Below are 17347 nucleotides of genomic sequence, written 5' to 3'. Positions count from 1 at the left end.
GGCGGCGGCTGGTCCCCGCCCCGTCCCCGCGGCGCCACCCGCGCCTATTCGTCGATGTGCTCCTGGGGAGCCTCCCGCCCGGTCCCGGTCCCGGTCCCGGTCGCGGTGAGGCTCCCGAGGATGTCCAGCAGTTCGGCGTCGCGGCTGCCGGGTTCGGCGTGGAAGACGACCAGGACGAGTCCGTCGGTACCGTCCATCGACATTTTGTTCGAGTGCAGGTCCAGTTCACCGACCAGCGGGTGCGCCAGGTGACTCACCCGGCCGCGCAGGGGCCGCACCTCGTGCCGGGCCCACAGGGTGCGGAAGCGCTCGCTGCGCAGGGAGAGCTCGCCGACCAGGTCGCGCAGCCTCGGGTCCTCGGTGTCCTGCCCGGCATAGGCCCGCAGACTGGCCACGCCCTCCTCGGTGAGGTCCTCCCAGTCACGGCGCAGCTCCCGCTCCACGGGGTCGAGGAAGACCGCCCGCATGAGGTTGACCCCCGGCGCGTAGTTCGGGGACAGGGCCGCGCACAGCGCGTTGACGGCCAGGCAGTCGGTGTAGCGGTTCTGGACGTACGCCGGGTTGCGGGTCCAGCCGTCGATCAGCTGGAGGACGCTGACGGGAACCCGCTCGGGCCGGTGCGGGGCGCGGGTGCGCCGGGCGTGCCGTACGTCGGCGGGGCGGTCCTGGGCCAGGCCGACGAGGAACGCGGTGGCGTCCGGGTCCAGGGCGAGCACCCCGGCGATGGCCTCCAGCACCTGGACGGAGGGGTTGCGGTCGCGGCCCTGCTCCAGCCTGAGGTAGTAGTCGGAACTGATGCCGGCGAGCATCGCGACCTCCTCGCGGCGCAGCCCCGGCACCCGGCGCAGTCCGCCGCCGGGCAGCCCCACGTCCTCGGGCCGCACCAGCGCCCGGCGGGCACGCAGGAACTCACCGAGCGCGTTCGAACCGTCCATGGCCCCACCGTACGGCCCGGCCGCGGCCGGTGCCTGGCCCTGGCACTCCCAGGAACACCGGGGCTTGGCCACCGTGCGCGAGAGCGGCGCAGGGTGGAGGCGAGGACGGGACACCGGACCGTACCGGTGGCCCCCCAGAGATCGCGAGAGGCACGAGACCATGACCGCACAGCTCGCCGGAACCCTGACCCCCGCCGACGGCCTGACCCTGACCCGGGTCGGCTACGGCGCGATGCAGCTGGCCGGCCCGCACGTCTTCGGTCCGCCGAGGGACCGGGCCCGGGCCGTAGCGGTGCTGCGTGCCGCGGTGGCCGCGGGCATCACGCACATCGACACCGCCGACTTCTACGGGCCGGTGGTCGTGAACGAGATCATCAGGGAGGCCCTGCACCCCTACCCGCGGGACCTGCGCATCGCCACCAAGGTGGGCGCCCGGCGCGCCGCCGACGGCGGCTGGGTCATGATGCGGCACCCAAAGGACCTGAAGGCGCAGGTGTACGACAACCTGCGCAACCTCGGTGTGGACGCCCTGGACGTGGTCAACCTGCGCCTGGGAGACGTGGACACCCCGAACGAGGACCCGATCGCCGACCAGTTCGGCGCCCTGGCCGAGCTGCGGGAGGCGGGGCTGATCCGGCACCTGGGCCTGAGCGCCGTCTCACCAAAGCAACTGGCCGAGGCCCGGGAGATCGCGCCGGTGGTCACCGTGCAGAACCTGTACAACCTGGCCGACCGGCGGGACGACGCGCTGGTCGGGTACACGGCGGCGCGGAACATCGCCTTCGTGCCGTACTTCCCGCTCGGCGGCTTCGACCCGTTGCAGTCCGAGACGCTGGCCAAGGTCGCCGGCCGGCTCGGTGCCTCGGCCCAGCAGGTCGCCCTGGCCTGGCTGCTCCAGCGCTCCCCGAACATCGCGCTGATCCCCGGCACCTCCTCGCCGGAGCACCTGCGGGAGAACATCGCGGCCGGCTCCCTGGTGCTGCCCGAGGACGCGGTCACCGAACTGGACGGGATCGCGGGGCCGGCCGGCGGCGCGTAGGCCGCCCGGCGCTCAGGCGTCGGCGACCGGCAACGGGCCCTCGGGCAGCGGCTGTTCGGCCCAGATCGTCTTGCCGCTGCCGGTCTGCCTGCTCCCCCACCGCTGGGTGAGCTGGGCGACCAGGAGCAGTCCGCGGCCGCCCTCGTCGTAGGCGTGCGCGCGGCGCATGTGGGGTGAGGTCGAACTGCCGTCGGAGACCTCGCAGATGAGGGCCCGGTCGCGGATCAGGCGGAGCTGGACGGGCGGTTCGCCGTAGCGGATGGCGTTGGTGACGAGTTCGCTGACGACGAGTTCGGTGACGAACGTGGCCTCCTCCAGGCCCCAGGCGGCGAGCCGTTCGGCGGCGGCCTGCCGGAACCGGGCCACCTCGGCCGGGTCGGGCGGGACGTCCCAGGTGGCGACGCGGTCGGCGCCCAGGGCACGGGTGCGGGCGAGGAGCAGCGCGACGTCGTCGGCGGGCTGCTGGGGCATGACTGCCTTGATCACGTTGTCGCTGAGGGTCTCCAGGGAGTCGGCCGGTGCGGTCAGCGCACGGCACAGCTCCTCGGTGGCGCGGTCGACGTCCCGGTCGCGGTCCTCCAGCAGGCCGTCCGTGTAGAACGCGACGACGGAACCCTCGGGCAGCCGCAGCTCGGTCGCCTCGAAGGGGAGGCCGCCGACGCCGAGGGGCGGTCCCGCGGTCATCGGGATCAGCTCGGCGGGGCGGCCGGGCAGCACCAGGGCGGGGGCCGGGTGCCCGGCGGCGGCGAGGGCGAGGTGGCGCGAGACGGGGTCGTAGACGGCGTACAGGCAGGTGGCGCCCAGTTCGGCGACCTCCTGGCCGGGCCCGTCCGCGGCCAGGTGCGTGACCAGGTCGTCGAGGTGGGTGAGGAGCTCGTCGGGGGGCAGGTCCACGTCCGCGAGGGTGCGCACGGCCGTCCGCAGCCGGCCCATGGTGGCGGAGGAGTGGATGCCGTGGCCGACGACGTCGCCGACGACCAGGCCGACCCGGCTGCCGGAGAGCGGGATCACGTCGAACCAGTCGCCGCCGACGCCGGCCACCGATCCGCACGGCAGATAGCGGTGCGCCACCTCGACGGCCGCCTGGCCGGGCAGTCCGCTGGGCAGCAGGCTGTGCTGGAGGGCGAGGGCGGTGGAGCGCTCGCGGGCGAAGCGGCGGGCGTTGTCGATGCAGACGGCGGCACGGCTGGCGAGTTCCTCGGCGAGGACGGCGTCGTCGGCGGCGTACTCGTCGGGGTGGCGCATCCGCACTCCCACGGCGACGCCGAGCAGGGTGCCGCGGGCCCGCAGCGGCACGGCGATCATCGAGTGGACGCCGCGGCGGAAGGGCCGGCCGCCGGGCGAGCGGGCGTTGCGTTCCTCGACCCAGCGGCGGAACTCCGGCTCGCCGGCCTGGCTGAGCACCGCGCGGCCCTCCCGCAGGGCGCGCGCCGGGGTCGACGAGGGCAGGTACACGTCCGCCTCGCCGAGGCGCACGGCCGCCTCCGGGGTGCCCTCGGTCGCCGAGCCGTGGGCGACCCTGCGCAGCACGATGTCGCCCTCCGGGACGGTGTGCGGTTCCTCGGCGCCCAGCACCCAGTCGAGCAGGTCGACGCTGGCGAAGTCGGCGTAGCGCGGGACGAGGAGTCCGACGAGTTCCTCGGCGGTGCGCACCACGTCCAGGGTGGTGCCGATCGCGGTGGCCGCCTCGTTGAGCAGGGCGAGCCGGATCCGGGCCAGGTACTGCTCGGTGCTGTCGAAGGCGGCGAGGGCGACGGCGGTCAGCTCGCCGTCCGGGTCGCGCAGCGGCCACATCTCGATGCTCCAGGCGTACTCCCGGTTGAGCGCCGGGGCGCCGGCGAAGCTCTCGTAGCGGACGGCCCGGCCGGTCTCGACGACCTGGCGCAGGTGGCTCAGGAAGCCCTTGCTGTGCTCGGCGTCCTCGACGGTGTCCAGGAAGAATCGGCCGAGCAGGGCGTCCTCGGGTACGCCCATGACCTGGCAGGCCACGTCGTTGGAGCGGAGGTAGTGCTGGGCGACGTCGAAGACCGACATGGCCATGGAGGCCTGCTGGAAGGCCTGTCCGGCCAGGGTGGGGTCGGGCCGCCGGGGCGGGTCGGCGGTGAGCACGTATCCGGTGGTCTCGCCGCCGGGGCCGAGGACCGGGCAGGCGGTGAGGGCGATCTCCGTGCGCCGTCCGTCGGCGTGGCGCAGGGCGACGGTGCCGGAGCGGGCGGCCAGCGTGTCGGCGGGCACCCGCTCGGCGAGGAGGTCGGCGGCGGGGCGGCCGACGACCTCCCGGGCCGGGCGTCCGGTGAGCGTCTGCGCGCCCTCGCTCCACCCCGTCACCCTGCCCAGGGCGTCGATGACGGCCGCGGCCGCGACACGCTCCATATGCCCCAGGATGGGACCTGTGTCCCGGCGCTTCAAGCGCGGGCGGCCCCGGCCGCTCAGCCCCGGTGCGCGCGCAGGGCGGCCAGCGCCCGGTCGGCGTGGGTGTTCATGCGCAGCTCGCTGCGGACGACCTCCAGCACGGTGCGGTCCTGGGCGATGACGAAGGTGGCCCGCTTGGTGGGGACGAGCGAGAAGCCGCGCCTGACGCCGAACCGCTCCCGTACCGTGCCGTCGGCGTCGGAGAGCAGCGGAATACCGAGGGTGTGTCTGCCCGCGAACTCCTCCTGCTTCTCGACGCTGTCCCCGCTGATCCCGACGGGCCGCGCGCCGGCGGCCGCGAACTCGGCGGCGAGGTCCCGGAAGTGGCAGGCCTCGGCGGTGCAGCCCGGCGACAGGGCGGCCGGGTAGAAGAAGAGCACGACCGGCCCGTCGGCCAGCAGCTCCGTGAGCGTGCGCGTCGTACCGGTCTCGTCCGGCAGCGCGAAGTCCTCGACCTCGGTTCCGACCTCGACGGCTTTCGTCATCTATCGGCCCTCCTCGTTGCGTGCGACACCGCGCGCCCACAGCACCAGGGGGATCTGGAGCGGCAGGCGGGCGAGGGCCGCGGTCCTGAGCGGCTCGGGCCGCTTGTGCCAGTCGACGGCCATCTGCACGTTGGCAGGGAGGACACCGACGAAGAACGCGGCGGCGGCCCGTGCCGCCACCGCGCGGGTCCGCGGCAGGGCGATGCCCGCCGCGAGCGCCAGTTCCACGGCCCCGCTCCCGTACGTCCACGTCCTCGGCGCCCCGGGCAGCGCCGCGGGGATCATGGCGTCGAACTGCTTGGGCACCACGAAGTGGGCGACACCGGCGGTGGCCAGCAGCCCCGCCAGCAGCAGGGGTGAACGTTCGGACCGGGACACGACGCCTCCTCTGACGACCTGCCGCCGGATATTACCCGGCGGTACCGGTCCGCGGGGCGCCGGGTCCTACTCCTGGTAGTAGGTGGCGTCCTGCTGGTCCAGTGCGGTGCTGAGGGCCTGGACGTAGAGCAGGCTGTCGTAGTGGCGGACGTACCGCCCCGGGTAGTTGTACGACTCCAGGGAGACGCCGGCCGGGTCGGCGAGGCCGGCCCGCTGCCGGAAGGAGGCGTCGGCGGCGAAGGCGGTGGAGCCGTCGTCCTTCTCCACCCACGCCTCGAAGTCCCGGTGGCGCAGGTAGTAGCCGGGGTAGTTGGCCGACTCCAGGGAGACCGTGCCGCCGCCCGCGAGTCCGGTGACGATCCGGAACTGGGAGTCGGCGAGGTTGGTGACGTTCGCCTCCGTCCTCGCGCGAAAGCCGTAGTGGCGGATGTAGCGGTCCGGGTAGTTGTACGAGGAGAGGCGGACCGGGGTGACGCCGTCGGCGACGGGAACGCCGAGGTTCGGCGTGCCGTCCGCGTTCCAGTAGACCTTCTGGAGGCGGGTGCGGCGGTTGGGGTCGTTCAGGGGGTCGCCGGTGATGTCCTTGTAGCCGCGGTCGTGGTAGACGAGGATGTCGGACTTCCCGTCCTCGGAGACCGTGAACGAGTTGTGGCCGGGGCCGTACTGCGAGGTCGAGGCGTTGGTCTTGAAGACCGGTGTCTGGCTCTTGCTCCAGGAGGCCGCGTCGAGCAGGTCGGCGGAGGCGGACGCGGTGAGCATGCCGAGGCAGTAGTTGGCGTCGGTGGCGCTGGCGGAGTAGGTCAGGAAGACCTTGCCGCCGTGCTGGACGACGGCCGGGCCCTCGTTGACCTTGTAGCCGACGGTTTCCCAGGAGAGCGTGGGCTGGGAGATCTCCACCGGGGTGCCGCTGATGGTCCAGGGGTTGGCCATCCTCGCGATGAACAGGCTGGTGTTGTTGTCCTCGGAGGGGTTGTGCTGGGCCCACGCCAGATAGCGCACGCCGTTCACCACGAAGGTGGTGGCGTCGAGCGAGAAGCTCTCCCAGGTGGTGGTGATCCGGCCCTTCTCGGTCCAGGTGCCGGTCAGCGGGTCGGCGGCGTCGGTCTCCAGGACGTACATGCGGATCGCCCAGACGTCGCTGGTGGAGCCGGCGGCGAAGTACACGTACCACTTGCCGTCGATGTAGTGGATCTCCGGTGCCCAGATGTGGGCGCCCATGACACCGTCGGCGTGCTTGGTCCAGATGGTCGTCTCCGGGGCGGTGGCCAGGCCCTGGAGGGTGGTGGCCCGGCGCAGCACGATCCGGTCGTACTCGGGGACGGTGGCGGTGAAGTAGTAGTAGCCGTCGGTGTGCTTGAAGATCTGCGGGTCGGCCCGCTGTTCGGCGATCGCGTTGGTGAAGGTCACGGCGGGAGAGGAGGGGACGGCCGCGTGAGCGGGGGTGACGGTCAGGATCAGGGCGAGCGCGGCGAGGACGGCGGTCAGCGCCCAGCGGGAGCTGCCGTCGCGGCACGTGGGCCGGGGGCGGGTGCGGATCACGGGGGTGGTTCCTTCCGGCGGCCATGTCGTTCTGGATTTCGAACGACGTACGGAACTGCGACCAGAAGGTAAGGGGTTGGCAATGACACGTCAATGAGTTGGACGCACCCGGCGGAGGCCTCAAGCGCCCTGCGGGACAGCCGCGTCGACGCCGGCGAGCGCGACCGCGCCCCTCCCGCGCAGCTCAGGCCGAGCCCACGGCCTCGTCGGCCTCGTCCTCGACGGAGTACGCCAGGAAGTCGTCGACCATGCGGTGGAAGAGCGAGGCCAGCTGCCGCAGCTCCTCGGGCCGCCACTCCCCGAGCGCCAGCTGCATACCGCGCGCCCCGGCCACCCGGACCCGGTCCACGGCCTCCCGGCCGGCGTCGGTGAGCTCGATCCGCTGGGCACGGCGGTCGTCCGGGTCCGGGACCCGGGTGACGTACCCCAGCCGCTGGAGCTGCTGGACGGTGCGGGTCACGTGGGACGCCTCGACCCCGAGCCGCTGCGCCAGCTCCCCCGGGCGCAGCGGCTCGGAGTCGGCGACCTGCCGCAGCAGGGCCACCGCGGCCCGGTCCAGCGGGACGCCGGCGAGGGCCATCAGTTGCTCGTGCCGGCGGGCCCGGGTGCTCAGATAGGTGATGCGCGTCAGGGCGCGCTCGATCTCGACGACCTCCGCGGAGGCGACGGGGACGGCAGGCAGCGGTTCTGTGGACATACCGGCCAGTTTACCATATCGTTGCGTAACTCAAGTAAGTTGGTGCGTGGGGTGGCGCGCGCTCCTGCACAGAGTCCACGATCGGAGCCGTATGTCCCTCCTGGCCCGTCCTTCGGTCGCCGCCCTCGGCGCGAAGACCATGCAGCGGCTCACCCTCCTGGCGAGCAGGCGCCCGAGCGGGCCCGGCTCGGACGCCGCCTCGCACGCCCGGCTGCCCGAGTTCCCGCGCAGGGTCAGGGAGCTGACCGTCCCGACGACCGTGGCACCGGCCCGGGCCACGGTGTACCTGCCCGCGTCGGCGGACCCGTCGCCCCCGGTGCACGTCAACTTCCACGGCGGCGGTTACGTCATGGCGCTCACCGAACTCGACGACCCGCTGTGCCGGTTCCTCGCGGCCGAGGCCGGGGTGGCCGTGGTGAACGTGGACTACGTCGTCGCCCCGCAGCATCCCTTCCCGGCCCCGGCCCGCCAGGCCTACGAGGTGGTCCGCTGGGTCGCCGAACACGCCGCCGGGCAGGGCTGGGACGGCTCCCGGCTGACCGTGGGCGGGCAGAGCGCGGGCGGCGGGCTCGCCGCGGCGGTGGCCCGGCAGGCGCTGACGGAGGGCGGGCCCTCGATCGCGCTCCAGGTGCTGCACTATCCGCCGCTCGACCTCGTGACGAACGCGGCGGACAAGCGGGCCGCCATCGCCCGGCCGATGCTGCGGCCCTGGATGGCGGAGGTGTTCGACACCTCGTACGTCCCGGACCCGAAGCGCCGGAGCGACCCGCTGGTCTCCCCCGCCCATCCGTCCGACACCGCCGACCTGACGGGCATCGCCCCGGCGCTCGTCGTCACCGCCGAGTACGACCTGCTGCGCGCGGAGGGCGAACGGTACGCGGAGCGGCTGAGGGCGGTCGGGGCGCTGGCCGGGTACCACGAGGTGGCGGGGGCGGACCACGCGTACGACGGCAGGGACGACGCGAAGGCGCGCGAGGTGTACGCGCTCGTCGCACGGCGGCTGCGGGCGGTCCGGGGCGAGGAGACACAGGAGCCGCCCGCGTGACACGGGCGGGCCGGGAAGGGCGGACCGGCCGCCGGCCGCCGGTCCCGGCCGGTGCCCGGCCCGTGCGGATCCCTCAGCCGCCGGCAGCGACGCCTTGAGCGACCCGGGGCCGGTGGGGGTTCAGTGGAACTGCCCGACCTCGTAGTCCCCGGCCGGCTGCCGGGTGATGACGTTCAGCCGGTTCACCGCGTTCATGAACGAGATCAGGATCACCAGCGCGGTGAGCTGCTCCTCGTCGTAGTGCTCGGCGGCCCGTGCCCACACCTCGTCGCTGACGCCGTCGGCCGCGTCCGCGACCCGGGTCCCCTGCTCCGCCAGCTCCAGCGCGGCGCGCTCGGCCTCGGTGAAGACCGTGGCCTCCCGCCACGCCGGGACCAGGTTCAGCCGCACCGGGGTCTCGCCCGCGGCGGCAGCCTCCTTGGTGTGCATGTCGAGGCAGACGGCGCAGCCGTTGATCTGGCTCACCCGCAGCGCCACGAGTTCCTGTGTGGTGGCCGACAGCGGTGCCCCCTTGAGCTCCCGGCCCGCCGACATGAGGTACTTGAGGGTCTTGCCGGCGGTCGGGCTGGTGAAGTAGTCGAGTCGCGCGTCCATCGTGTGCTCCTCCGTGCTCGTCGGTGCGTTCACCCCCGAGACGAGACGGCCCGCGCCCCTGTGACACGGGGAGCTGTGACCCACGACTCCCCACCGTCGTCGCGGCACCGGGGCCGTCCGTCGTCGGTGTCCGGGGTGACCGGCGGCACAGCGTGCTCGGGTCCGGGTCGGGACCGCGTCCGCGCGCGGCCCCGCCGGTGACCGTCAGACGGGCAGCGCCACCCCGAGCCGCTCGGCGCGCTCCGTGAGGTCCCGCCAGACCTTCGGGGCCACCGGGATGCCCTTGTGCCCGCGCTCCTCGGCGACGGCCGCGCTGCGCTCACCCGGGTAGAACACCCCGTCGGCGCCGTCGGCGGCCGGCAGGTTCTTCAGGGTGCCGAGCGTGTCGTCCACCGCGCCGAGGAAGGCCTCGGGGTCGCCGAAGGCCGCCGGGTCGAGGGCGACGAGCAGGGCGTTCTGCCGGTGCCTGCGGTCGCCCGCGTGGAAGCCGGCGAAGATCGGCGCGCCGACCAGGACGCTGGTCAGCAGCTCGAAGGCGAGCGACATGCCGGAGCCCTTGGCCCCGCCCAACGGCAGCGGCATGACCGCCAGTTCGGGGTCGGTGGTCGGCGTGCCGTCCTCCGCCGCGGCCGCGCCCTCGGGCAGCGGGGTGCCGTTCGCCCTCGCCTGCCGGATCTTGCCGAGGGCGATGGTGGCGGTGGCCATGTCCAGCAGCAGCGGCGGGTGTTCGCGGGCCGGTACGGCGACGGCGAGCGGACTGGTGGCGACGGCCGCGCCCTGGACGCCGGTGTAGCCCATGTTGGGCATGCCGGCCACGAACCCGAGCCCGACCAGGCCCTGTTCGGCGATCCGGGACACGTAGTAGCCGATGGCGCCGGTGTGCACCGTGCGGCGCACGCCCACCGAGGCGATGCCGGTCTCCCGGGCCCGTCGTACCGCCTCGTCGGCGGCGGCGGTGAGGGCGACCGGGCCCGGGGCCCGGTCGGCGTCCAGGACGGCGGCGGCCGGCGCGGTGGACTCGACGGTGAGGTGCGGGTCGGGGTTGGCGACGCCCTTGGCGAGCAGGTCCAGATAGGCGGGGACGCGGGCGGTGCCGTGCGAGTCGACGCCGCGCTGAGCGGCCCAGACGAACACGTCGGCGGTGGTGCGGGCGTGCTCGGCGCTCAGGCCGCCCTTCTCCAGCAGGGCGGCGGAGAAGGCACGCAGGGCGTCGGCGGGCACCAGGGGCCTGGTGGGGGTGTCGGACATGGTTGCGGAATCTCCTGGGCTAGCGGGTGACGAGGACGTCCACGACGGCGGTCGTGCCCTCGGCCACGGCCTTGAGGGCGCGTTCCAGCGCGGGTGCGAGGGCGTCCGGGGTGTCGACGGTCTCGGTGTGCATGCCGAACGGCTCGGCGAACGCGGCGAGCCGGGGCAGCCGGTGCAGATCGGTGCCGAGCCATTCGCCGGTGTCCGCGGCCGCGCCGTCGGGGTAGAAGCGGCGGTGGTTGAGATTCATCGACTTGTAGAGACGGTTGTTGAACACCACGATCAGCACCGGCAGTTCGTACGCCTTGGAGGCGTCGTACGACGGGATCACCGGGTTGTAGGTGAAGGCTCCGTCGCCGACGGTGAGGACCACGGGCCTCTCCCGCGCGGCGAGTTTGACGCCGAGGGCGACCGCGATGCCCTGGCCGAGTCCGCCCTGGACGTAGAAGTAGGAGTCGGGGGCGGCGGTCCGCAGGTGCCGTTTGACGGCCCGGCTGTGGGTGATGGTCTCGTCGACGACGATCGCGTCCTGCCCGTGCAGCAGCCGGCGCAGGGTGGCGGCGACCAGCACCGGGTCGACGCCCCCGGCCTCGACGGCCTTCGCCTCGGCCGCCTCGGCGGCGGCCCGCTCGGCGGCGTGCCGCTTCTCCTGCGCCGCCCGGCGGATGCCGACCGCACGCTCGTCGAGGTCCTTCGCCCGCTTGCTGAGCTGGCGCAGGGTGTTGGCGACGTTGCCCTCCAGGTAGGTGTCGGCGAACAGCACCTGGTAGACGACGTGCGGGCGCTGCGGGACCTCGTCGATGACGACGATCCGCGCCTTGGACGGGCGGCGCGAGGGCGGGTAGAAGGGGGCGCGGCAGTTGACCAGCAGGATCAGGTCCGCCTCGTCCATCCACGGCCCGATGTCGCTGCCGGCGTGCAGCGGGTGGGTGCGCGGGAAGTTCCCGCACACCGCGGAGTCCGGCTCGACGACCGGGATGTCCCAGGCCTCGGCGAAGGCGACCAGGGCCTCGAAGCCGCCCGCCTCGCGGCCCGCCGTCTCGGTGACGACGACGGGGTTGGCCGCCTCGCGGATCAGCCGCGCGACCTGGTCGGCCTCCTCCGGTGAGCTGTGGGTGGAGCCCGGCCGCACGACGGGCTTGGCCTCGCGGCCGTCCCACTCCTCCAGGAGGATCTCCAGGGGGATGTTCAGGTAGGCCGGTCCGGCCGGGGCCCGCCAGGCGAGTTCCGCGGCCCGGGTGATCATGGTGGGCAGGGTGTGCACGTCGGCGGCCTCGGTCGACCACTTGGTGAAGGGCTGGGCGATGCCGTGCGGCCCGCCCACGATCGACAGGTTGCGGTACCACTGGCCGCCCGGGTCGTGTCCGGGGGCGTCGCCATAGGTGGTCGACTCGGACGAGGTGACCACCATCGGCACGCCGGCCAGCAGGGCGCCGTGCACGGCCATCGAGCCCTGGAGCAGGCCCGGTGCCGCGTGCAGCAGCACGCCCTGCGGGCGGCGCTCGACCAGCCCGTAGCCGGTGGCCATGCCCACGGCCACCGTCTCGTGGGTCAGGTCGAGGTAGCGCGGTGCGGGCTCGCCGTCGCGGTGGCGGCGGGCCAGTGCCTCCCACACCGGGGCCCATTCGGAGCCCGAGGAGCAGAAGACGTAGTCGGCGCCCGCCGCGTTGAAGGCGGAGACGACGGCGTCGCCGCCGTCGGTCCGTGGGGTGCAGGTCATCGCCGGTGTTCCCTCAGCCCTCGATCGGCCAGTTCAGGACCTCGGAGATACCGCGGCCCATGATCCATTCAAGTTCCTCGGGCGTGAAGTCCCAGTGCTTGGTGAACTGCTCGATCGTGTCGGTGTAGGTGATGCCGTGGCCGAGCAGCCGGGTGATGTCGGTGCCGTAGAAGCAGCGCTGCGGGCCCATCCTGTCGACCATCTCGCGCACGTACTTCTGGATGTTGCTGTTCGGGAAGGGCTGCGTGGAGTAGCCCGGCAGCGCCGACACCTTGACGTAGATGTTCGGGTAGGCGGCCAGGTCCGCGGTCTCCTGGACCCAGTATCCGATCGCGTCGTCGACGCAGCGGGCCATGATGCCCATGTGGTCGATGATGATCTTCAGTTCGGGGTGCCTGGCGGCGATCTCGCCCAGCTCGCGCTTCCAGATCGGCGCGTGCACCATCGTCGGGATGCGCAGCTCCTCGGCGACCGGCCAGTACCAGTCGTTGGTGCCGTCGATCATCCAGTTGCGGTCCTGCGGCCGGTGGAAGGTGAGCCGGGTGCCCTTGACGTGCGGGTTCCGGGCGAAGTCCCGGAGCATGGCCCTGCCCTCCGCCGGCTTGTTCTGCGGGATGCGGGCCATGATCCCGAACCGGTCCGGGTGGGCCTCGCAGGCCTCCAGGGCGTAGTCGATGCGGTCGCCCTCCCAGGACGGCGGCAGGATCAGCGCCCGGTTCACGCCGGCCTCGTCCATCAGCTCCAGGGCCTCCTCGTAGGAGAAGGGGTCCTCGCGGTGGCCGTTGAGCCGGATCCGCTCGCGGGCACCGGGCACCCAGGGGCGGTCCGGGGTCTCTTCCTTCCAGATGTGGATCTGCGTGTCGACGACGAACATGGTGCGAACTCTTTCTCTCGGAGAAGGTCTTGAGGTGCTGCGGAAGGAACGCTAGGCGGCCCGGGAGGCCTTGCGCAGATCCCGGAGCGCAAGCTGTTGTTGCGCGGAAGTGCCCTGTTCACAGCGGACTTCCAGGTCCCGGACCGGGCGGGTCAGGCGCCGTCGAAGACGGCCGTGGTGATGTGTTCGGCGATCGCCATGGAGGCCGTGGCGGCCGGCGAGGGGGCGTTGCGCACGGCCGTGATCCGGCCGACCCGGTGGATGCGGAAGTCGTCGACGAGCGTGCCGTCGCGGTCCAGCGCCTGGGCGCGCACGCCCGCTCCGCCGCGCACCACGTCACGGACGCCGACCTCCGGGACGTACAGCCCGGCGTCCCGCATGAAGGCGGCCGTGGAGAAGGATCCGCGGTACTCCCTGACCCCGGTGCGCCAGTGCCGCGCGGCCATCCGCCAGGTGCCCGGGTAGGCCGCGAGGGCCAGCAGGTCCCGGGGGGAGACCCGGCTGCGCCGGTACCCCTCCCTGGCCAGGGCGAGGACGGCGTTGGGGCCGACCTCCACCGAGCCGTCGACACGCGGGGTGAAGTGGACGCCGAGGAAGGGGTAGCGGGGGTCGGGCACCGGGTAGACGAGCCCGCGCACGAGATGTGCCCTGTCCGGCCTGAGCAGCATGTACTCGCCGCGGAACGGGATGATCCGGGGCTCCTGCCGGTCCCGCGCCAGCCGGGCGACGGAGTCGGACTGGAGGCCGGCGCAGAGGATCAGCCGGTCCACGCGGACCCGGTCCTGGCCGGAGACGGCCTCGATGCCGCCGGGCACGCCGGTGACGGACGTGACCGGGAAGCCCAGCCGTACCTCGCCGCCGGCGTCGACGACGTCCTGGGCGAAGGCGCGGGCGACCGCCGGGTAGTCGGTGATCGCGGTGCGCGGGGAGTGCAGGGCGGCGACACCGCCGGCGTGCGGTTCGATCTCCCTGATCTCCTCGCGGCAGACCTTGCGCAGCTCCGGCACGTGGTTGTTCCTCGCCCGGGTGTAGAGGTTCTCCATCCGGCCCAGCTCGTCCGCGCGTACCGCGACGACCAGCTTGCCGATCTCGTCGTACGGCAGCCGCCGGTCCTGGCAGTACTCGCGCAGCAGGCAGACGCCCCGTACGCACAGGTCGGCCTTGAGGCTGCCCGGGGTGTAGTAGATGCCGGCGTGCACCACACCGGAGTTGTGGCCGGTCTGGTGGCGGGCGACCTCCCGTTCCTTCTCGAACACCACCACCCGGGTGCCGGGGCGGCGCAGGGCGATCTCGCGGGCCGTGGCCAGGCCCACGATCCCGGCGCCGACCACGCCGATCGTCTCGTCAGCCATCGGCGCGCTCCGGGGCACCGGTGTTGACGGCCACCGTCTTGACCCGGGTGGAGAACCGCAGGACCTCGTCGCCCTGCTCCTTGTAGGCCGTGCCGGAGTCGCGGAAGCCGCCGAACGGGAGGTGGACGTCCCATCCGGTGGTCGTCGTGTTGACCGCGACCTGCCCGCACTCGGCCTCGTCGGCGAAGCGGTACGCACGGCCGAGGTCGCGGGTGAAGACGGCGGCGGCGAGCCCGAAGCCGGAGTCGTTGACCGCCTCGACGGCCGCGTCGAAGCCGTCGGCCGCGCGGACGGCGAGGACCGGTCCGAAGACCTCCTCGCGCCAGACGGCCATGTCCGGGGTGACGTCCGCGAGGACGGTGGCCTGGACGTGGCAGCCGTGCGGCCGCTCCGGGTCGGTGCCGCCGCCGGTGAGCACGGTCGCGCCCTGCCCGACCGCCCCGGCCAGGTCGGCGAGGACGCTGTCGCGCTGCTGCGGGCTCGACAGCGGGCACAGGGTCGTCGTCGGGTCGCTGCCCGGGCCGGCCTTCAGCGCCCGTACCTCGGCGACCAGCAGCGCGACGAACTCGTCGTACACCGGCCGCTCGACGATCACCCGGCTGGTGGCGGTGCAGCGCTGTCCGGCCTGGCCGAAGGAGGCGGCGGCCACCGCCCTGGCGGCGGCCGGCAGGTCGGCGTCGCGCAGCACCACGGAGGCGTTCTTGCCGCCGAGTTCGCCCTGGAAGCGGACGTTGCGGTCGGCGAGGCGGCGCCGGATGCGGTTGCCGACGGCGTTGGAGCCGGTGAAGGTGATGCCGGTGATCCGGGGGTCGTCCAGGAGCGCCTCCTCGATCTCGGCGGTCCGGCCGGTGACCACGTCGAGCACCCCGGGCGGCAGCCCGGCGTCGTGCAGGGCGCGGGCGAGGTGCAGGCCCGACAACGGTGTCTCGCCGGCCGGCTTGAACACGGCCGCGTTGCCGGCGGCGAGCAGCGGGGCGAGCTTGCGGGCCGGGGTGATCAGCGGGTCGTTCCAGGGGCTGATGACCAGGATCACGCCGATCGGCTCGCGCTGGGTGTGCGTACGGTGGTTCGGGCGTACGTCGTGCAGGAGGGTGCCGTAGCCCTGGCGGGCCAGGCCCGCGTAGTACTCCAGGAAGTCGGCGGCCTTCAGCGTCTCGCCGGTCGCCTCGGCGCCGGTCTTGCCGTTCTCGGCGGTGACGTCGGCGGCGATCTCCGCGGCCCGTTCGCGGATCAGCCGGGCCGCCTCGGTCAGGACGCGGGCCCGCTCGAAGGGGCTGGTGCGCTTCCAGGCGGCGAAGCCGCGCTCGGCGTGGTCGTAGGCCCGGGTGACGTCCTTGGCGGAGAGCGCGGGGACGCGGGCGAAGGGGGTGCGGACGTCGGCGGGGTCGTGGACGTCGATCCACTCACCGGTCGTCACCCACTCCCCGCCCAAGAGGGTTTCCAGGGTGCGCATGGAGATCACTTCCTTCGTCGTCCGCGGTGCCGCCCGTGTCGGGCCGGATGCGACAACACACCATGTGGGAGGGGGTCCACCAGCCCCGCGGGGGCAGGCATTGATTGCGCCGTGCGCGGGCCGTCGGGGGCATGATCCATGCTGGAATCGGCGGACCTGACCCGACGTGAGGAGAGAACGCATGGCATACGCAGTCGTCGCCCGGTACCGCTGCGCACCGGCCGACGCGGACGCGGTGCGCGCCGCGCTGCTGGAGGCCCGGGCGGCCACCCGTACCGAGCCCGCGAACCTGATGTACGAGGTGCACGCGGTGGAGGGGGAGCCGGGTGGGTTCCTGCTCTACGAGCGGTACACCGACCGGGAGGGGTTCGAGGCGCACAAGGCGGCCGGGCACTTCAGGGAGGTCGTGGTGGGGGTGGTGTGGCCGTTGCTGACCGAGCGCACGGTGACGTTCGCGGAGGTGCTCTAGCGTCGGTGGTGGTGAGGGGCGCGGGTGGTGTGCGGCTGATCGCGCCCGCGGCGGCAGCCGCGGATCGGCCACCGCCCCGCGCCTCTGGAAGCGGAAGCGTTCTAGAACTCGTTGCCCCAGCAGTACCGGGCGATCGTCTCGACCAGGACGAGCTTCTTGCGCTGGTCCTCCGCGCTCAGCAAGGGGCGGTTCGCCACGTCCGCGAAGCCCCTGGACGGTGATACGGCGCCGTCCTCCAGGTCCTTGAACTCGGCGGCCGTGTCGATGCGGGACATCACGGTGTCGACGTCCTCCAGGCCTGGCACCGTCGCGTCGACGACGCCGAGGCAGAAGTCCCGTTCGTCGGGCAGCGCCCTGAGCAGGTCCAGCTCCGCCGGGGTGCCCTGGTCGAACGGCAGCACCCAGCGGTCGGCGCCGATGCCGGCGTAGAGCCGCTCGGCGCGGGAGCGGTTCGGTTCGGCCGGGGCCGCCCAGCCCGGTGCCATGCCGATCCGGACGCCCTCGGGGCGCTCGTCCGGCCGTACCGCCAGGGCGTCGACGGCGAGGGCGTCCTCGAAGGAGAGGGCGCCGGGGTCGGCCGGATCCGCCCCCAACTGGCCGAGCAACAGCGGGTTGTTGAGCTGGATCAGGCGGACACCCCGGGAGACGAGCAGTTCGATCTCGGCCCGGACGATCTCCGCGAGGGCCTCACCGAGTTCCCGGGCCGAGGAGACGCCGAGGCCCGGCCGGAAGGTGGTGGCGGCGAGGTAGGCCGGGGAGGGGAGGGCGGCCTTCGGGGCGATCACCGTCAGTTCGGCGAGCCGGGCGGCCCGGTCGGCGAGCAGCGGGCCGTCGGCCTTGGGCGGCGACTCGGCGACCCAGCGGACCAGGCCGTCCGGGCCCGTCTCGTCGGTGCGGCGGAAACCGGAGACGGAGTCGAGGACCGCGCTGCGGAAGTCCTCGCGGGGGAGGTCGCCGTCGGTGACGACGGTGCAGCGCAGCTTGCGCTGGTCGGCGACGGCCTCCCGGACCGCCGCGTCGACGGAGTCCGGGTCGGCGGTGGACAGTCCGGCCGGGCGGACCAGGCTGCCGTGGTGGTCGATGCGGTAGTTGAACGTGTCCGCCATG

16 protein-coding genes are annotated in these 17347 nt (G+C 73.3%); 3 read left to right on the top strand and 13 right to left on the bottom strand.

Annotated elements, in window-relative coordinates:
* Nucleotides 1–44: 44 nt before the first annotated feature.
* Nucleotides 45–935, bottom strand: a complete 891-nt coding sequence (locus tag ACZ619_RS12585; RefSeq protein WP_469597659.1) for a helix-turn-helix domain-containing protein — start codon at nt 933–935, stop codon at nt 45–47.
* A gap of 160 nt (nt 936–1095) precedes the next feature.
* Between ACZ619_RS12585 and ACZ619_RS12580 the strand changes: the two genes are divergently transcribed.
* Nucleotides 1096–1974, top strand: a complete 879-nt coding sequence (locus ACZ619_RS12580) for an oxidoreductase (protein ID WP_469597657.1) — start codon at nt 1096–1098, stop codon at nt 1972–1974.
* Nucleotides 1975–1986: 12 nt separating this feature from the next.
* Here ACZ619_RS12580 and ACZ619_RS12575 read toward each other — a convergent pair whose 3' ends face one another.
* From ACZ619_RS12575 to ACZ619_RS12555, 5 genes are all read right to left on the bottom strand, one after another.
* Complete coding sequence (locus ACZ619_RS12575) at nt 1987–4347, bottom strand: ATP-binding SpoIIE family protein phosphatase (RefSeq protein WP_469597655.1); 2361 nt, start codon at nt 4345–4347, stop codon at nt 1987–1989.
* A 56-nt stretch (nt 4348–4403) separates the two neighbouring features.
* Nucleotides 4404–4871: a peroxiredoxin gene (locus ACZ619_RS12570; RefSeq protein WP_469597653.1), complete on the bottom strand. Its 468-nt coding sequence runs from the start codon at nt 4869–4871 to the stop codon at nt 4404–4406.
* The gene (locus ACZ619_RS12565; protein ID WP_469597650.1) at nt 4872–5249 is read right to left on the bottom strand and encodes a DoxX family protein; all 378 of its coding nucleotides are present in this window, start codon (nt 5247–5249) and stop codon (nt 4872–4874) included.
* Nucleotides 5250–5315: 66 nt separating this feature from the next.
* Nucleotides 5316–6788 (bottom strand): family 43 glycosylhydrolase, encoded by a 1473-nt coding sequence (locus ACZ619_RS12560; RefSeq protein WP_469597648.1) that lies wholly within the window; start codon nt 6786–6788, stop codon nt 5316–5318.
* A gap of 184 nt (nt 6789–6972) precedes the next feature.
* Nucleotides 6973–7485, bottom strand: a complete 513-nt coding sequence (locus tag ACZ619_RS12555; RefSeq protein ID WP_469597646.1) for a MarR family winged helix-turn-helix transcriptional regulator — start codon at nt 7483–7485, stop codon at nt 6973–6975.
* A gap of 91 nt (nt 7486–7576) precedes the next feature.
* Between ACZ619_RS12555 and ACZ619_RS12550 the strand changes: the two genes are divergently transcribed.
* Nucleotides 7577–8530: an alpha/beta hydrolase fold domain-containing protein gene (locus ACZ619_RS12550; protein WP_469597644.1), complete on the top strand. Its 954-nt coding sequence runs from the start codon at nt 7577–7579 to the stop codon at nt 8528–8530.
* 120 nt (nt 8531–8650) lie between these two features.
* On the opposite strand, the gene ACZ619_RS12545 is transcribed toward ACZ619_RS12550, so the two are convergent.
* From ACZ619_RS12545 to ACZ619_RS12520, 6 genes are all read right to left on the bottom strand, one after another.
* On the bottom strand, nt 8651–9124 hold the full coding sequence (locus ACZ619_RS12545; protein ID WP_469597641.1) for a carboxymuconolactone decarboxylase family protein: 474 nt from the start codon (nt 9122–9124) through the stop codon (nt 8651–8653).
* Between the two features lie 204 nt (nt 9125–9328).
* Nucleotides 9329–10372, bottom strand: coding sequence for an Ldh family oxidoreductase (locus ACZ619_RS12540; RefSeq protein ID WP_469597640.1), 1044 nt, complete (start codon nt 10370–10372; stop codon nt 9329–9331).
* Nucleotides 10373–10391: 19 nt separating this feature from the next.
* Nucleotides 10392–12092 carry a thiamine pyrophosphate-dependent enzyme gene (locus ACZ619_RS12535; RefSeq protein ID WP_469597638.1) on the bottom strand — a complete coding sequence of 567 codons (1701 nt, stop codon included), beginning with the start codon at nt 12090–12092 and terminating at the stop codon, nt 10392–10394.
* A 13-nt stretch (nt 12093–12105) separates the two neighbouring features.
* Nucleotides 12106–12966, bottom strand: a complete 861-nt coding sequence (locus ACZ619_RS12530; protein ID WP_469597636.1) for an amidohydrolase family protein — start codon at nt 12964–12966, stop codon at nt 12106–12108.
* 152 nt (nt 12967–13118) lie between these two features.
* Entirely contained in the window at nt 13119–14318 is a 1200-nt protein-coding gene (gene lhgO / locus ACZ619_RS12525; RefSeq protein ID WP_469597634.1) for an L-2-hydroxyglutarate oxidase, read from the bottom strand.
* Nucleotides 14311–15771, bottom strand: a complete 1461-nt coding sequence (locus ACZ619_RS12520; protein ID WP_469597632.1) for an aldehyde dehydrogenase family protein — start codon at nt 15769–15771, stop codon at nt 14311–14313. The genes lhgO and ACZ619_RS12520 overlap by 8 nt, the downstream gene beginning before the upstream one ends.
* A gap of 181 nt (nt 15772–15952) precedes the next feature.
* Between ACZ619_RS12520 and ACZ619_RS12515 the strand changes: the two genes are divergently transcribed.
* The gene (locus ACZ619_RS12515; RefSeq protein WP_469597630.1) at nt 15953–16240 is read left to right on the top strand and encodes a putative quinol monooxygenase; all 288 of its coding nucleotides are present in this window, start codon (nt 15953–15955) and stop codon (nt 16238–16240) included.
* A 101-nt stretch (nt 16241–16341) separates the two neighbouring features.
* Here ACZ619_RS12515 and ACZ619_RS12510 read toward each other — a convergent pair whose 3' ends face one another.
* Entirely contained in the window at nt 16342–17346 is a 1005-nt protein-coding gene (locus tag ACZ619_RS12510) for a uroporphyrinogen decarboxylase/cobalamine-independent methonine synthase family protein (protein WP_469597628.1), read from the bottom strand.
* Nucleotide 17347: the final 1 nt, after the last annotated feature.

The sequence above is a fragment of the Streptomyces sp. NPDC104367 genome (assembly GCF_055583825.1).
This window is presented reverse-complemented; position numbering and strand designations above follow the sequence as displayed.

Excerpts from the sequence above, each read along its gene's own strand:
- ACZ619_RS12585 (WP_469597659.1), bottom strand. The coding sequence starts at position 935 with ATGGACGGTTCGAACGCGCTCGGTGAGTTCCTGCGTGCCCGCCGGGCG.
- ACZ619_RS12580 (WP_469597657.1), top strand. The coding sequence starts at position 1,096 with ATGACCGCACAGCTCGCCGGAACCCTGACCCCCGCCGACGGCCTGACC.
- ACZ619_RS12575 (WP_469597655.1), bottom strand. The coding sequence starts at position 4,347 with ATGGAGCGTGTCGCGGCCGCGGCCGTCATCGACGCCCTGGGCAGGGTG.
- ACZ619_RS12570 (WP_469597653.1), bottom strand. The coding sequence starts at position 4,871 with ATGACGAAAGCCGTCGAGGTCGGAACCGAGGTCGAGGACTTCGCGCTG.
- ACZ619_RS12555 (WP_469597646.1), bottom strand. The coding sequence starts at position 7,485 with ATGTCCACAGAACCGCTGCCTGCCGTCCCCGTCGCCTCCGCGGAGGTC.
- ACZ619_RS12550 (WP_469597644.1), top strand. The coding sequence starts at position 7,577 with ATGTCCCTCCTGGCCCGTCCTTCGGTCGCCGCCCTCGGCGCGAAGACC.
- ACZ619_RS12545 (WP_469597641.1), bottom strand. The coding sequence starts at position 9,124 with ATGGACGCGCGACTCGACTACTTCACCAGCCCGACCGCCGGCAAGACC.
- ACZ619_RS12540 (WP_469597640.1), bottom strand. The coding sequence starts at position 10,372 with ATGTCCGACACCCCCACCAGGCCCCTGGTGCCCGCCGACGCCCTGCGT.
- ACZ619_RS12535 (WP_469597638.1), bottom strand. The coding sequence starts at position 12,092 with ATGACCTGCACCCCACGGACCGACGGCGGCGACGCCGTCGTCTCCGCC.
- ACZ619_RS12530 (WP_469597636.1), bottom strand. The coding sequence starts at position 12,966 with ATGTTCGTCGTCGACACGCAGATCCACATCTGGAAGGAAGAGACCCCG.
- lhgO (WP_469597634.1), bottom strand. The coding sequence starts at position 14,318 with ATGGCTGACGAGACGATCGGCGTGGTCGGCGCCGGGATCGTGGGCCTG.
- ACZ619_RS12520 (WP_469597632.1), bottom strand. The coding sequence starts at position 15,771 with ATGCGCACCCTGGAAACCCTCTTGGGCGGGGAGTGGGTGACGACCGGT.
- ACZ619_RS12515 (WP_469597630.1), top strand. The coding sequence starts at position 15,953 with ATGGCATACGCAGTCGTCGCCCGGTACCGCTGCGCACCGGCCGACGCG.
- ACZ619_RS12510 (WP_469597628.1), bottom strand. The coding sequence starts at position 17,346 with ATGGCGGACACGTTCAACTACCGCATCGACCACCACGGCAGCCTGGTC.